Genomic DNA, 13,147 nt, shown 5'->3' with positions numbered 1-13,147 from the left:
TAGCCACACCCGTCGCGGCACAGTGTGGTCAACGGGATGAAGACCTTCGGCGAGTACGTCACCCTCGTGCCGAAGAGCGCATCGCGTAGTGCGGCTGCCCGTTCCATCAGCTCCGGAAGAGGAAGGGTGAGGACGGTCGCGTCATCGACCGACGGTACGTTCGTGGTGCCGAGCCGGTGGATTGTTGACTTCGTACCTATATCGAGACTCATGGTGGGATGCTCTCTACGCCTCTACCGGTGTGATGAAAACCTCCGAGCGCGGCTCGGCGGCTCCCACTTCTATAGATCAGAACAACTGGTACTCACTGCCGAACACTTCGCTGACGGATCCGCCTCGGAAGACCTGGCTGATCGAGTCGGCGAGGACGCCGGCGCAGGACAGTACGCGCACGTTGGCCGGTGCCCGGGGCGACAGCGCGATCGTGTCGGTCACGACGATCTCTTCGAACGGTGATGCGGCGAGGTTGTCGTAGGCCTGGCCGCTGAACACCGGGTGGGTGGCTGCGGCAAACACCCTCGACGCTCCTGCCCTCATCACCATCTCCCCCGCAGCACGGAGCGTGCCGGCCGTATCGATCATGTCGTCGACTATGATCGCGGTCTTGCCCCGAACATCTCCGATCACGTGACCTATCTCGGCAACCTGATGCCTTGGGCGTTCCTTGTCGAGAATCGCGAGATCGGCGCCGACGCACTTGGCGAAACTCTTGTTCAGCTTCACCCGGCCGGCGTCGGGTGCCACCACCACGAGGTCCTCCATCTCGAGGTCGATGAAATACTGGGCGAGCAACCTCATCGCCGTCATGTGGTCCACCGGGATCTTGAACATGCCCTGGAGCTGTCCGGCATGCAGATCCATCGCCAGGAGTCGGTCTGCTCCCGCCGATTCGAGCATCCGGGCGACCATACGCGCGGAAATCGGCTCACGCGGTGCGCTCTGCTTGTCCTGCCGCGAGTACCCGTACCACGGCGTGACGGCGATGACGCGGTGTGCACTGGCAGCCACCGCGGCGTCGATCATCACCATCAGCTCCATCAGTGCGTCATTGGTGGTGACCTCGGTATCCGCATTGGTACATGTCGGCTGAACGATAAAGACGTCGGCGTCGCGGATCGACTCCTCGAACCGGCAGTACACCTCCCCGTTCGAGAAGGTCTTCAGCACAACCGGACTCAGCCCCACGCCCAGCTCGGCACCGATCGCTTTCGCGATGTCGGGGTTGGCTCGACCGGAAAACAGTTTCAACCGCTTGCCGTAATTCATCGGCATGCTCGTTGCGGAACCCACGGACGTAGCGCTGTCCGCACCACTACTTGTCGGGATGCTTCTCAAGGCGGCCACCGTTCAAGGACCTCACTGTCTTATTGGTGGAAGGTAGTACTGGCGTGCCTGTCTTCGACGTGCGGCGGCGCCGGTCAGAGCAGTCCTCGGCCGAGGACGTATGCACCGCGGAGATCGGACCCCTCGTACTCGATCGTCGCAAGCTCACGGACCCGGGCGCTCGCATTGACGGCCACCGTGTTCGGAAGCTTTCCGAACAGCGGGATGTCGGACGTGGAGTCGCCGTACGCGACGCAGTCCCCTTCGGCGAGCCCGTACTCCGCGAGTAGCTTGCTGACGATCGAGACCTTGTCCTCGGCGCTGAGGAGACTCTCAGGGCCGACCTCGCTCCTCAAGGCCACCTGCGCGCCGAACGCCGAATCGGCGCCCCAACCGGTCAGACGTTCCACGAAGAACTGGGGTGACTGAGAGATGACGGTGCTGTATTCGCCACGGTTGCGGATATCGGCGAAGACTTCGACCACGCCGCCGATCCACGGGGAGGCGGCGAACGCGTCATCGATGTCCGCCTCGCTGAGCCCTTCCCACAGTGGAAGGCAGAGTTCCCAGAAACGCACATCGCTGATCTCGCCCTTGAACCAGGATTGCTCGATCAGCTCGCCCGCAGCGAGTTCTCCGACCGCTCTCGAGATTTCGATCGAAGCAGTGGACTGCAGGAGGGTGCCGTCCATGTCGAAGACGTGCAGCTTAGTCATCGTGCTGTGAACCTAACTGTGTGTGGAACGAGTAACAAGCCTGCTCGGGGGCCGGCGACCAGGGCATTGTGAAGGTTGCGCCCAGTCGCCGGCAGCTCTCAGGAGAGTGCGAGTTCAGCGTCGTTGTGCAGGGGTGCGATGGCGTCGGCGTAATAGCTCTCCGGCACTTCCCGCTCACTACGCTCAATCAGCTCGGAGAAATCCCACTTCCGCAGCAACTTGCCGTTACGGAACACCGGCTGCAGAATGTTCTCCTCCGGCGAGATCGACTCCCGCGGCACCGTCTGATACCCACCCTGCGACAGTCGCAACCCGAGGCGGCCACGCTTAGACGCCTTCATCGCATCCCCGGTCGGCGCCTTCGCGATGCCCCGCCACTCACCATTGACACACACCGCGGACGCCTTCTGCCCAAAGTTCATCGTGTCCCGGTTGCAGTGCTGCAACAGCCCGCCCCCCATCCCGAAGATCGCGTTCTCCGCCGAGAAACCGCGGCGTTCGAGCTCGGCGTACACCCGCGGGAGACTGTCACGGTTGACCCCGTCCCCCTGCACCACCCGCACATAGTCGGGCAGCACCTTGAAACCCTTGCTGTTGGTGGTGAACCCGAAGCTATCCATCAACCACTCGGTCGTCTCCGCGGTCACCTGCACCACATCACCCGAGTCCGGGCGCACCCCGACCAGTCCGGGGAAGTTACGGACAACGTCGGCAAGCTCGCGGCCGATGATGTTCTTGACCGCATTCTCGTGGTCATAGGTGTCGGTCAGCAGCAACACCACCCCGCTCGGTGCGTGCACCTCGAGCATGTTCCGCATCGCCGCGGCCTCGTTCTCCCGACCCCACGCGCAGAAACTGGCGTGCTCGGAGTTCGGGCCGGAATTCGACGGCGCCACCGCGTTGTAGTACTCCTTCGCCGCCAAGATGCCTGGCACGGTGTCACTCTGGTTGAAGTTGACCAGGTGCCCCAACCCACCGAGCGCGGCCGACTGCTGCGAGCTCACCCCGCGGGCGCCGTAGTCGTGCAGACAGTGCCGCAGAATTTCGGGGTGATCGGAGGTCCGGGCCAACGCCTCCCTGATGACCTGCTTGGCCAGCCAGCTGATGGTGCCGACCGTGGTCGGGTACCACACCCCACGCAGCAGGGCGGTCTCGAAGAAGCTCGTCACCCAGAAGTACTTCGGGTCGGTGTTGATGATCTGCACCAGCACGTTGCGGGTCGGCATCACCAGGCCCTCGGGCACCGCCTCGATCTCCACCGGCAAGAACCCACCGTGATCGTTGAGGATCCCCAGCCAATTCTCCCGACTGAAGTGCATCCCCTGTTCACGGGTGATGCTCTCCGCCTGATCGATGTCCTCGAGCGTGATCGGATGCAGCAGATACTCCCGAATGAAGGCCTGCAACCCCACGAACATCGTAACCGGGAACTCCCCACCCCGCGACTCGATGTAACTGGACACATACTCCGTCCCCGCCGGATACAACGGGTAATGACAATGCTTGTAGCTATCGGTGTTGATGATGATGTTGTCGTAACTCCGACTCAAAGCCATCGCAATTTCGCCTTTTCTCGTGGTGTGCTCGTTGCTACTTCTCTGCTGTCTGGATTTTTCCAAGTCCAGGAGAGTTGCCGCGAATGCGGCCCGAACCTTCTTCTCCGAGGTGCTGCGTTCGATCTGGCACTCGATCCTGTATGACGTTGGTTACCATCATGTTTCGGTCCATTACGTCTAGAGAGCAGGTACCCGTCACGCGGGCGGACATACAGCGGGTTCGCTCTCTCAGTGCGCTGCATCACACTTACTATTAACGTTTATAGTCCCGCAGTCAAGAGGTTCGCGGAGATCAATTCTCAGCTCGCGCACATTGCTCAGGAAACCGGCTTGCGCCACGGCTGGCCTGGACAATCCTCCGTGAACGATCAGCCGGCCGCATCTCGCTTCCGCGCTCCGTCTCCCGGCGCTGCCGAACCCGGAAACCCGGTAGAACGACCAGAAACTAGAAAGGGTTCTACTCTGGTCGACGGGGCCCGAGCTACTCGCCGACACCCCGCTGACCGGCCGCGTGACGGACTGGGACCGGAAATGAAACAGGCACCTGGACAGACGAATACGGCCATCCACACGAGTGAATGACCGTATTCTCGCAGCCGGAGTCGAGGCCGCCGTGGCCAGGCGTCAGCACGGCGAGGCGACCGGTCGGTGCCGACTCGACGAAGCGACCATGCGGTGCTCCCGCTCATTGCGGGACGGTCGCCCTGTCTACCTCAACTCCGGGCGGGTCCGCACTCCGAGACTTGTCAGGGGCGTCAGAGTGATCATGTTGCGGATCCGACCGTAACCCCACAACATTCAGTTATTTCCTCTGCGTTGTTACTTCTAGGAAGCAGCAACGGGAGTGGAAATTTTGCGGTAGGTGTCCTTACGCCTGATACGGTCGCCTTCGAACTCGAACACGTCGCACGCAAGTGTTTCCAGAACGGTGCCATCCCCTTGCCTCTGGAATGTAGTCCACCGGGTCACAGCAAAATTCATACTTACAAGCGGCTTCTCCATCACGGTTTCAGTCGCCGAACCGCTTGGCCGAAGGTACATCTCGAATCCGCGACGAACATCGGCATGACCTTCGAACCGGACTCCCGGATCAGGGCCGACCGAAGAGTGGAAGGTGCAATTGTCTGCCATCAGGTTCATCAGTGCATCGACGTCCTTGATGTTCCAGGCGTAGACGAACTGGTCGATCAACGTTGCACGGTCGTCAATAGTCATGGTTGCTCCATATGCTCCGGTTCGGGAAGCCTCCGGGTGCGCTGATGATCGCCGCACAGGGGCCTCGAGGGGTGGTTACGCCCGACTGCCGACCTCGATCTCCGTGGCGCGAGGCATCCCTGCGCGGGCCCCGACGTGTACAACAGACAGCGCGGCAGCAACATTCGCGGCTCGGACGGCGCCGTCGAGGTCGTCTCCCGCCGCTAGCCGGGTGATCAGAACACCATTGAAGGTATCGCCTGCGCCGGTGGTATCGCGCGCCACGGCCGGCCGTGGCCGAACGTGGTCGACGTTCCCGTCGGGCGAGAGTACCAGGACACCGTCACCTCCCAGGGTGACAACGACCGGCGCTCCGGTGCGTACCATGATCGCGGCGGCCGCCTCGCGGGCGTGAGTGTGCTCGTCACCCAGCATCTTGGCGAGTTCGAGACACTCACCAGCATTGGGCGTCAGGATCGGCCCGTACCCGAGGAGATCGGCAACCCCGGGAATGGGAGGGGCCGGATTCAGGACACAGCGTGCACCCGCCGAGGCGGCAAATACCACCGCAGCCTCCACCGCGGCGTCGGGTATTTCCGTGCTGACCAGCACTGAATCCGAGGGTCTCAGGTCGGAGGTGAGGGCCCGGGTCACGTGTTCGGCGCTCAGTGCGGCATTGGCGCCCGCGCCGACGGCGATCTGGTTCTCGGCGCCCGGGTCGACGACGATCAACGCGACCCCGGTGGCTTCGTGCTCGAGGACGGTGACACCGTCCACCCAGATGCCCTCGGCGGTGAGTTCGTCCAGCGCTTCGGTGCCGTTGGCGTCCGCGCCTACCGCTCCGACGAGATGCACTTCCGCGCCTGCCCGCGCGGCCGCCACCGCGGCGTTGGCGCCTTTGCCGCCGCCGTACCGTTCGACGCGGGTTCCCACGACGGTCTCGCCCGGACCGGGCAGTCTCTCAGCGGCGACGACCAGGTCGACGTTGATCGCTCCGACGACGAACACTCGCCCCCGGGTGGTGCCCTCGTCCAGCGACGTACTCATGAATTACCTAAGGGTGTGGCCACGGAATCTCTTATCTGTAGCAGGGTCGGGAACGGCTCGGGCGCGGGAACGTCAACCTTGTCGTCGATGAGTTCGAACAGCAGGTTCGCGGCTCGCTCGCCCATGTCCCGAGCCGGTTGGCGGACTGTGGTCAATCTCGGTGTGAGGAGCGAGACCAGAGGTAGGTCGTCGAAGCCGACGACGCTGAGTTCTTCGGGCACTCGGATGCCCTCGGATCGGCAGTACTCGAGCACGCCGATGGCCATCAGGTCGTTCGCGCACAACAACGCTGTCGGGCGCACCGACGGCGGCCCGGCCAATGCCTTCGCCGCGAGTTCCGTACCCGACTCCTGCCGGTAGCTACCACCGAAGACCGGAACCGTATCGGGTTCGATTCCGGCGGCTGCCAACGCTTCCCGATAACCGGCGAGTCGCTGTTGGGCCGTCCACAGACCCTCGGGACCGCCGATGACGGCGATCTTGCGATGGCCTGCTTCGAGCACATGTTGAGCAACTTCCCGGGCACCGCGGCGGTTGTCCGACACGATGGCCGGCAGGTCGAATCCGGGGACCTGCTCGTCCACCAAAACGATCGGACCGAGCCGCGTGAGTTCGAGAAGCGACGTCGGTGACGTCGACGCCCCCGACAGGTAGATGATCCCGTTCAGCCTCTGACTTCGCAGCAGCCGCCCATTGAGCGACTCTCCTCCGTCGATGGCTTCGGGGGCACACAACACGACGAGCACTCCACGAGCAGCTGCCGCCTGTTCGACGCCCTCCGCGAGGAGCGCGAAGAACTGGTTCGACAGTTCGGGGACCACGAGTCCGATCGTGGGCGCCGAACGTCTCTTCAACCCCCGCGCAGCCTCGTTGGGTGCGTAGTTGAGGACCCGCACAGCATCGAGCACGCGGGCTCGACGTGCGGGCGCAACCGGTCCGCTGTCGTTCAAGACATAGCTGACCGTGCTCACGGATACGCCCGCGTGCCGGGCCACATCTTTCATCGTCGGGGGCTGACCATTGCTCATAAAATTCTCAATCTACCGCAGCGATTGCGTGCACCGGCGACGGAAGGCTCGTGTCGAGGCCCGCAGCCCAGTTCACGATCGACGTCCACAGCGCCTGATAATGCTGCCACTGCACGAATTCCGGCGGCGCCCAATGGGGCGCCAGATCGGACGCGAAGGCCACCGTGCGGCCGACGCCGGCGGTACCGACGACCAGCAGCGGGTCCTCGCCGAAGCGCGCGACAACCGTCGCGTCGGACTTGGCGATGACCCGGTTGTAGCCGAGAAGCATCGGCCATTCCGCGGGGGTCCCGCCGAGGATCTCGTGGTTCGGCGCGTCGAACGTGGCGTCGAGGCCTTCGGGAACTTCGATGCGGTCGTCGTAGTCGAGCATGGTGACCGGAAGGACCGGTGCCAGCGGGCTCATCCCGTAGCGGGCCTTGCCGTCGATCCCGGTGAACGACATGTAGCCGCCCACCATGATCAGGCCTCCGCCGGCTTCGGTGAAGTCCGCCAGCAGCGACAACCGGTTGACGCTGCGTTCGGATCGCAGGAACGTCTCGTCGGCCAGCAGGAAGGAGTTCGCTCCGATGTCGCTGAGGACCACGACGTCGAACTGCTGCAACTCTTCCAGTGTCTTCGGGAACCGCCCCGAGATCTCGTGGGCGCGCATGTACGTCACGTCGAGCCCGGAAGCCTCCAGCGAGTCCAGGAAGACGCCGCCGCCTTCCTCGTACTCGACTGTGCGGAACTCGTCGAAGCCCTTTATGTGCACCGTGTGCTTGATCCACGATTCGCCGACCACAAGCACCCGGGTGGCGCCGTCCTTAGTCGAAGTCATACCTACTCCAAATTTCAAAGAATGTGTGTGTGCAACTCGAGCCGTCGCCCGCGGTCGTCGTTGTCGGAAGCGGCGGACCGGCGTCCCCGTCAGTGAACGAGGCGATGCCGGTCCGCCGTGATCTGCGGCGATGAAAGGATCGGTCAGCTCTTGGGGAGCGGCCGGTCTCCTACAAAGTCCGGCAGCACGCGAGCTTCCGGAACCTGCGGCATCGTCGTCTCGCGTGAATCCCAGCCGATCATCTTGTCCGGCACCAATTCCAGGTAGCGGCGGTCGGCGAATTCACCGAACTCGAAGTACTGCTCGGCGTAGGGGTGACCCGTGCCGAAGTACTTCTCGAACACCTTGTCCTGGAGCTTCTTCACGAGAACCTCGTCGGTGGCTTCGACCAGCGTTCCCAGGATGCGTACACCGCTGACGGTGGCGTACTCGTCGCCCGAATCGACCAGCGCGGCGATCTTCCGGCCCGCCTGCGAGTTCGCACCGTGGCGGCTACCGGCGTCGATCGGGAGGAAGATCCGCTTCTCGTCGACGACGAACCACAGGGGAGTCAGGTAGATGCTCCCGTCGGCATTCACGCTCGCAACACGGATGCTCTTGGCCCTGTCGAGGTAACCCCACCTCTTGTCGCCCCGCAGCGGGGCGGTCTGACTTGCGGTCACGGCCATTGCTCTCTCACTTCCTCAGTTCTTGGAGGGTCTTGTGGTAATCCGGCACCTCGACGAGTCCCACGCGGGGAGACGGTCCGCTGGTCCAGAAGAAGACGGTCCGCACACCGGTGTTCTCGAGGGTGTAGGTGTATCCGGCCGGCAGGTAGATGTGCTCTCCCGGACCGGCTTCGAGCACGACCTCTCGGTCGTTCGCATCCTTGACCCGCAGCTTGATGTGCCCCTCGAGGCAGTAGTGCGTCTCGTCGAAGTTGGGCTGCTCCCAGTTGTAGGGGGCGTGGTCGGGCTCCTGGTAGCAGTAGCCCTGGCGGAAGTAGCGTGCGTCGTCGCGCTCCCGTGACAGGAAGATCGCGGTGTCGATGCCGGTGTTGAACTGTAGGCGCGGCATGCTGCTGATCTCGCCTTCGGTGATCACCCGCGGGTAACGTCGCGCGTTCGGCGCTGACGGATCGAAGTCGGCCATCCGGGTCTTCCCTTCATTTCGAGTCGGTTTCCGACGGCATCCACAATGGTGGCCGGGCAGACTGAGCGCGGTTGGCTCGTGCTGGATCTTCGGGTGACTCCCGCGACGACCACCGAGATTGCTCGCCGGTGTGAAACGTTTCCACTTTGGATATCTAATCTGGCATTTTACCTGTTGTAATGCCGACTGGATTCGTTTCTAATCTACAAGAGCGGTTATGGAGCGTCAAGTGTTCTGGAAATTCTCGCGTGCCTGTCGCGGAGGCCATCGTCAGGCCCGGGACCTGCACATACCGCACCGGGGACAGCCCTGTTCCCTCGGCGCACGGCGGCAACCTTTCGGTCTCCACCGGTCCGTGACTACACTCGCCGGGCCGCGGCCTTCCGGTACAGCGAGACCAAGGAGTTGGTCGATTCATCGTGACCGAGCGTGGGCGGCTCGTCCTGAGAGAGCTCGTCGACGATGCGGTGGGCGAGTACTTTGCCCAGCTCCACACCCCATTGATCGAACGAGTTGATCCCCCACAGAACCCCCTGGGTGAACACCTTGTGCTCGTACAGAGCCACCAGCTGACCGAGCACGAACGGGTCCAGCCTGCCCGCCAGCAGCGTGTTCGTCGGTCTGTTCCCCGCGAAACTTCGGTGCGCGACGAGGTGGGCCCGCACCCCGGCAGCCGCCACTTCCTCCGCGCTGCGGCCGAAGGCGAGCGCCTCGGTCTGAGCGAAGAAGTTCGCCATCAACAGATCGTGGTGTTCGTCAGGACCGTCGACGGGACGAAGAAAGCCGATGAAGTCGCAGGGGACGAGATGGGTGCCCTGGTGCAGCAGCTGATAAAAGGCATGCTGGCCGTTCGTGCCGGGTTCGCCCCACACGACCGGGCCGGTACGGACCCGGACGGGCCGTCCCTCGGTGTCCACCGATTTGCCGTTGCTCTCCATGTCGAGCTGCTGCAAGTACGCCGGAAAGCGTGCGAGGTACTTGCTGTACGGCAGGACGGCATGAGTCTGAGCGTCGTGAAAATTGTTGTACCAGAGTCCGATCAGTGCGAGGAGCACCGGCATGTTGCGGGCGAACGGCGCCTCGCGGAAATGAGTGTCCATCGCACGGAAGCCGTCGGTCATCGAGGCGAAGTTCTCCGGCCCGATCGCGATCATCAACGACAGTCCGACCGCCGACTCGACGGAGTACCTACCGCCGACCCAGTCCCAGAAGCCGAACATGTTCTCGGTATCGATCCCGAAGCGACGCACCTGTTCCGCGTTGGTGGAGACGGCGACGAAGTGTCTGCGGACCGCATCCTCGTTGCCGAGCGCGTCCACCAGGAGCCGGCGCGCGGTGCGCGCATTGGTCAGTGTCTCGACAGTGGTGAACGTCTTGGACACGACGATGTACAGGGTTTCGCTCTGGTCGAGATCCTGGACCGCCGACACGATGTCCGAGCCGTCGATATTGGAGACGAAACGGACGTTCAGTTCCGGATCCGAGTAGGCCGACAGCGCCTCGGCGGCCATCACGGGGCCGAGATCCGACCCGCCGATCCCGATGTTCACCACGTTCTTGATGGCCTTCCCCGTGTATCCCAGCCACGCTCCCGACCGGATCCGGGTCGCGAAGGCCGCCATGTCGTCGAGTACCTGGTGCACCCCCGGGACGACGTCACCTCCGTCGATCACCATTCGCGCACCGCGTGCGGCGCGCAATGCCACGTGTGCCACGGCGCGATCTTCGGTCGTATTGATTCGTTTCCCCGCGAACATCGCCTCGATCCGCCGGTCCACACCGGCGGCGTAGGCGAGGTCGACCAACTCGCCGATCACCTCGGCGTCGACGAGGTTCTTCGAGTAATCGAGTAGCAGTCCGTCGACACAGAGGGTGAACTCGGCAGCGCGACCAGGATTTTCGGTGAAGAGTCGGCGAAGCGATACTCCGTCGAGGCGTGCTCGGTGTTTCGCGAGCGCGGCCCACTGCGGCCGCTGATCGACCGGGGTGTGAAGGAATTCCATCATCGCCTCACACTTCTCGAGTCTGGACCGCCGTGACAGGGAACGGCGGTGGTTTCTGTGCTGGGTTACCGGACCGGTCGATCTGCGCGCGGGCGTCGTCGAGAAGCAGCGCGACGGTCGAGGTGAGTTCGTTCCAGGCGACCTCGAACTTCTGCAGTCCCTCCGCTTCGAGCGCACGGACGACGTCGTCGTAATCGACTCCGGCGAGCGTGAGCTTGTCGAGGACCGTGCGTGAGGTGTCATATGTTCCGGAGATGCTGTCGCCGTCCACGACGCCGTGATCGGCCACCGCGTGCAGCGTCTCCTCCGGCATCGTGTTCACTGTTCGGGCGGCGATCAACTCGGTGACGTACCGGGTGTCGAAGTACGCGGGGTTCTTGACACCGGTGGATGCCCACAGGAGGCGCTGCGGGTGGGCGCCGTCGGCCTCGAGCGCGCGCCATCGAGGAGTGCGCAGCATCGTCTCGAACTTCTCGTAGGCGAGCCTGGCGTTTGCTATCGCTGCTGCCCCGCGCAGGTAGTCGCGAGTGTCCTCGCCGAGGCGCCGGTCTACTTCCGTGTCTACGCGGGAGATGAAAAATGAGGCCACCGACTGGATTCCGGCCAGGTCGTGGCCGTTCGCGCGGGCCTGCTCGAGACCGGTGAGGAACGCGTCCTGGACGCCTTCGTAACGTTCGAGAGAGAAGATCAGCGTCACGTTGACGCCGATGCCGGCCGCGAGCGTCTGTGTGATGGCGGGAAGGCACTCGGCCGTCGCCGGAATCTTGATCAGGACGTTGCGGCGGCCGATCGAGCGAAAGAGGTCGCGGGCCTCTGCGACGGTGCCCGGCACGTTGCGCGACAGGTAGGGGTCCACCTCGATCGAGACATATCCGTCGGCACCGCCGGATCGTTCGTAGGTCTCCTGCAGAATCTCGCAGGCCCAGCGAACGTCGGTGGTGGTCAACGCTCGTACGGCCTCGGCGGCATTCGCCCGCGCGATCGCCAGGTCGACGATCTGCTCACCGTAGGCGGCCTCACCCGACCGCAGGGCGTTCTCGAAGATCGACGGGTTGGTGGTCACGCCGGACACGGACCGGTTTCGCACGAGTGCGTCCAGGCTCCCCGACGCCAGGCGGTGACGAGACAGATCGTCGAGCCACACGGCAACGCCGGCGGCGGACAGCCGCTGGAGCGGGCCGGGCGCGGCCGGGGATTCCGCGGGGTTGTGCTCCTCCCGCGCCGGCCCTTCGTCGGTGTCGAGGTACTCGTGGGGGCGAACAGTGCGCCCTCGATCGTTTCTCATTCGAAGTCTCCTTGACCGTTCCGGCATGGGCACATATTGTTATGTAAACGTTTCTACTTGGGAGGTAATCTCATCACATGCCGTATGCCCCTGACAACCTCATGGCCCACGATTCCCTGAGCGCCTCGGCCGGTCTGATCGCCGCGATGACGCTTCGGCTCGGACACCCCGGCGGGATTCCCGGACGCGACACACCTACTAGAACGTCGTCGCGCTACATCGCCGCAGGTGAAAGAACCGAAATCCCACGTTCGACTCCTTCCATGCCCCAGGTCAGGTGACCATGTGCAACACCTCTGCGTCTGCAACGCTCCTCGACGAGGCCGCGACGCTCTTCATCGATGGCGAGTGGTGCACCTCGGAACAGACATTTAAACGATTCGATCCGTACGAGACAGATCGCCCGTCGGGCACCTTCGCGTCGGCGACTCCCGCTCACGTCCACCGCGCCTACGACGCGGCCGAGAAGGCACAGCCGGGATGGGCGGCCACATCTGCCGTCCAACGCGCCGACGTCCTGCGCCGAGCAGCCGACCTGCTCGAGGCTAGAGTAGAGACGGCCGCTCGCCGGCTCACCGCCGACATGGGCAAGGCCATCCGCGACGCCCGCGGCGAGGTGCTGCGCAGCGCTGCGATCCTGCGCTACTACGCCGGCGATCTGCTGCAGCCCTCGGGCGAGACCTACCCGAGCGCAGACCCCGAGACCGTTCTGCTCACCGTCGAGCAACCCCTCGGGATCGTCTGCGCCATCACGCCGTGGAACTTTCCGTTAGCAATTCCGACGTGGAAAATCGCTCCCGCAGTCGCATTCGGCAACTCCGTGGTGTGGAAGCCGGCCGAAGTGACCTCCGGCAGCGCGGTGTTGCTCACCGAGATTTTCGCCGAGGCGGGTTTGCCGACCGGTGTGCTCAATCTGGTCACCGGCAAGGGCCGTTCCCTGTCCGGTTCGTTGACCGGGGACCACCGATTGGCGGCGTTGACCTTCACCGGATCCAACGGTGTCGGTGTCCGCCTCCGTGAGGCGGTCGCAGACCGCAACGTCAA

General features: G+C 63.7%; 12 protein-coding genes and 1 pseudogene. 1 reads left to right on the top strand and 12 read right to left on the bottom strand.

Annotated elements, in window-relative coordinates; genetic code table 11:
- The 12 genes and pseudogenes from GO592_RS45730 to tal form a co-directional block, all read right to left on the bottom strand.
- Window positions 1-212, bottom strand: a pseudogene (locus tag GO592_RS45730) (hypothetical protein); the annotation flags it as partial.
- A gap of 76 nt (window positions 213-288) precedes the next feature.
- The gene (locus tag GO592_RS43970; RefSeq protein WP_007296690.1) at window positions 289-1,266 is read right to left on the bottom strand and encodes a ribose-phosphate diphosphokinase; all 978 of its coding nucleotides are present in this window, start codon (window positions 1,264-1,266) and stop codon (window positions 289-291) included.
- A 152-nt stretch (window positions 1,267-1,418) separates the two neighbouring features.
- Entirely contained in the window at window positions 1,419-2,039 is a 621-nt protein-coding gene (locus GO592_RS43965) for an HAD family hydrolase (RefSeq protein WP_128642688.1), read from the bottom strand.
- 98 nt (window positions 2,040-2,137) lie between these two features.
- Window positions 2,138-3,595, bottom strand: coding sequence for a nicotinate phosphoribosyltransferase (locus GO592_RS43960; RefSeq protein WP_202715321.1), 1,458 nt, complete (start codon window positions 3,593-3,595; stop codon window positions 2,138-2,140).
- 825 nt (window positions 3,596-4,420) lie between these two features.
- The gene (locus GO592_RS43955; RefSeq protein ID WP_202715320.1) at window positions 4,421-4,810 is read right to left on the bottom strand and encodes a nuclear transport factor 2 family protein; all 390 of its coding nucleotides are present in this window, start codon (window positions 4,808-4,810) and stop codon (window positions 4,421-4,423) included.
- A 75-nt stretch (window positions 4,811-4,885) separates the two neighbouring features.
- A complete protein-coding gene (locus GO592_RS43950) occupies window positions 4,886-5,836 on the bottom strand; it encodes a PfkB family carbohydrate kinase (protein WP_202715319.1) in 951 nt (316 codons plus the stop codon).
- The gene (locus tag GO592_RS43945) at window positions 5,833-6,864 is read right to left on the bottom strand and encodes a LacI family DNA-binding transcriptional regulator (protein ID WP_237737290.1); all 1,032 of its coding nucleotides are present in this window, start codon (window positions 6,862-6,864) and stop codon (window positions 5,833-5,835) included. Before GO592_RS43945 ends, GO592_RS43950 begins: the two co-directional genes overlap by 4 nt.
- A gap of 7 nt (window positions 6,865-6,871) precedes the next feature.
- Window positions 6,872-7,684 (bottom strand): glutamine amidotransferase, encoded by an 813-nt coding sequence (locus GO592_RS43940; protein ID WP_202715325.1) that lies wholly within the window; start codon window positions 7,682-7,684, stop codon window positions 6,872-6,874.
- Between the two features lie 143 nt (window positions 7,685-7,827).
- A complete protein-coding gene (locus GO592_RS43935; RefSeq protein ID WP_005561315.1) occupies window positions 7,828-8,352 on the bottom strand; it encodes a pyridoxamine 5'-phosphate oxidase family protein in 525 nt (174 codons plus the stop codon).
- A 7-nt stretch (window positions 8,353-8,359) separates the two neighbouring features.
- Complete coding sequence (locus GO592_RS43930) at window positions 8,360-8,815, bottom strand: hypothetical protein (RefSeq protein WP_005561314.1); 456 nt, start codon at window positions 8,813-8,815, stop codon at window positions 8,360-8,362.
- A 359-nt stretch (window positions 8,816-9,174) separates the two neighbouring features.
- Window positions 9,175-10,821: a glucose-6-phosphate isomerase gene (pgi, locus tag GO592_RS43925; protein WP_202715324.1), complete on the bottom strand. Its 1,647-nt coding sequence runs from the start codon at window positions 10,819-10,821 to the stop codon at window positions 9,175-9,177.
- 4 nt (window positions 10,822-10,825) lie between these two features.
- The gene (gene tal, locus GO592_RS43920; protein ID WP_202715323.1) at window positions 10,826-12,103 is read right to left on the bottom strand and encodes a transaldolase; all 1,278 of its coding nucleotides are present in this window, start codon (window positions 12,101-12,103) and stop codon (window positions 10,826-10,828) included.
- Between the two features lie 283 nt (window positions 12,104-12,386).
- On the opposite strand from tal, the gene GO592_RS43915 reads away from it, so the two are divergent.
- Window positions 12,387-13,147: aldehyde dehydrogenase family protein (locus tag GO592_RS43915; RefSeq protein ID WP_202715322.1), on the top strand; the 761-nt coding region annotated here is incomplete at its 3' end.

The organism is Rhodococcus sp. 21391 (assembly GCF_016772255.1).
Classification (GTDB): domain Bacteria; phylum Actinomycetota; class Actinomycetes; order Mycobacteriales; family Mycobacteriaceae; genus Rhodococcus_F; species Rhodococcus_F opacus.
The sequence above is the reverse complement of the archived record's forward strand: the minus strand, read 5'-3'. Positions and strand labels throughout refer to the sequence as shown.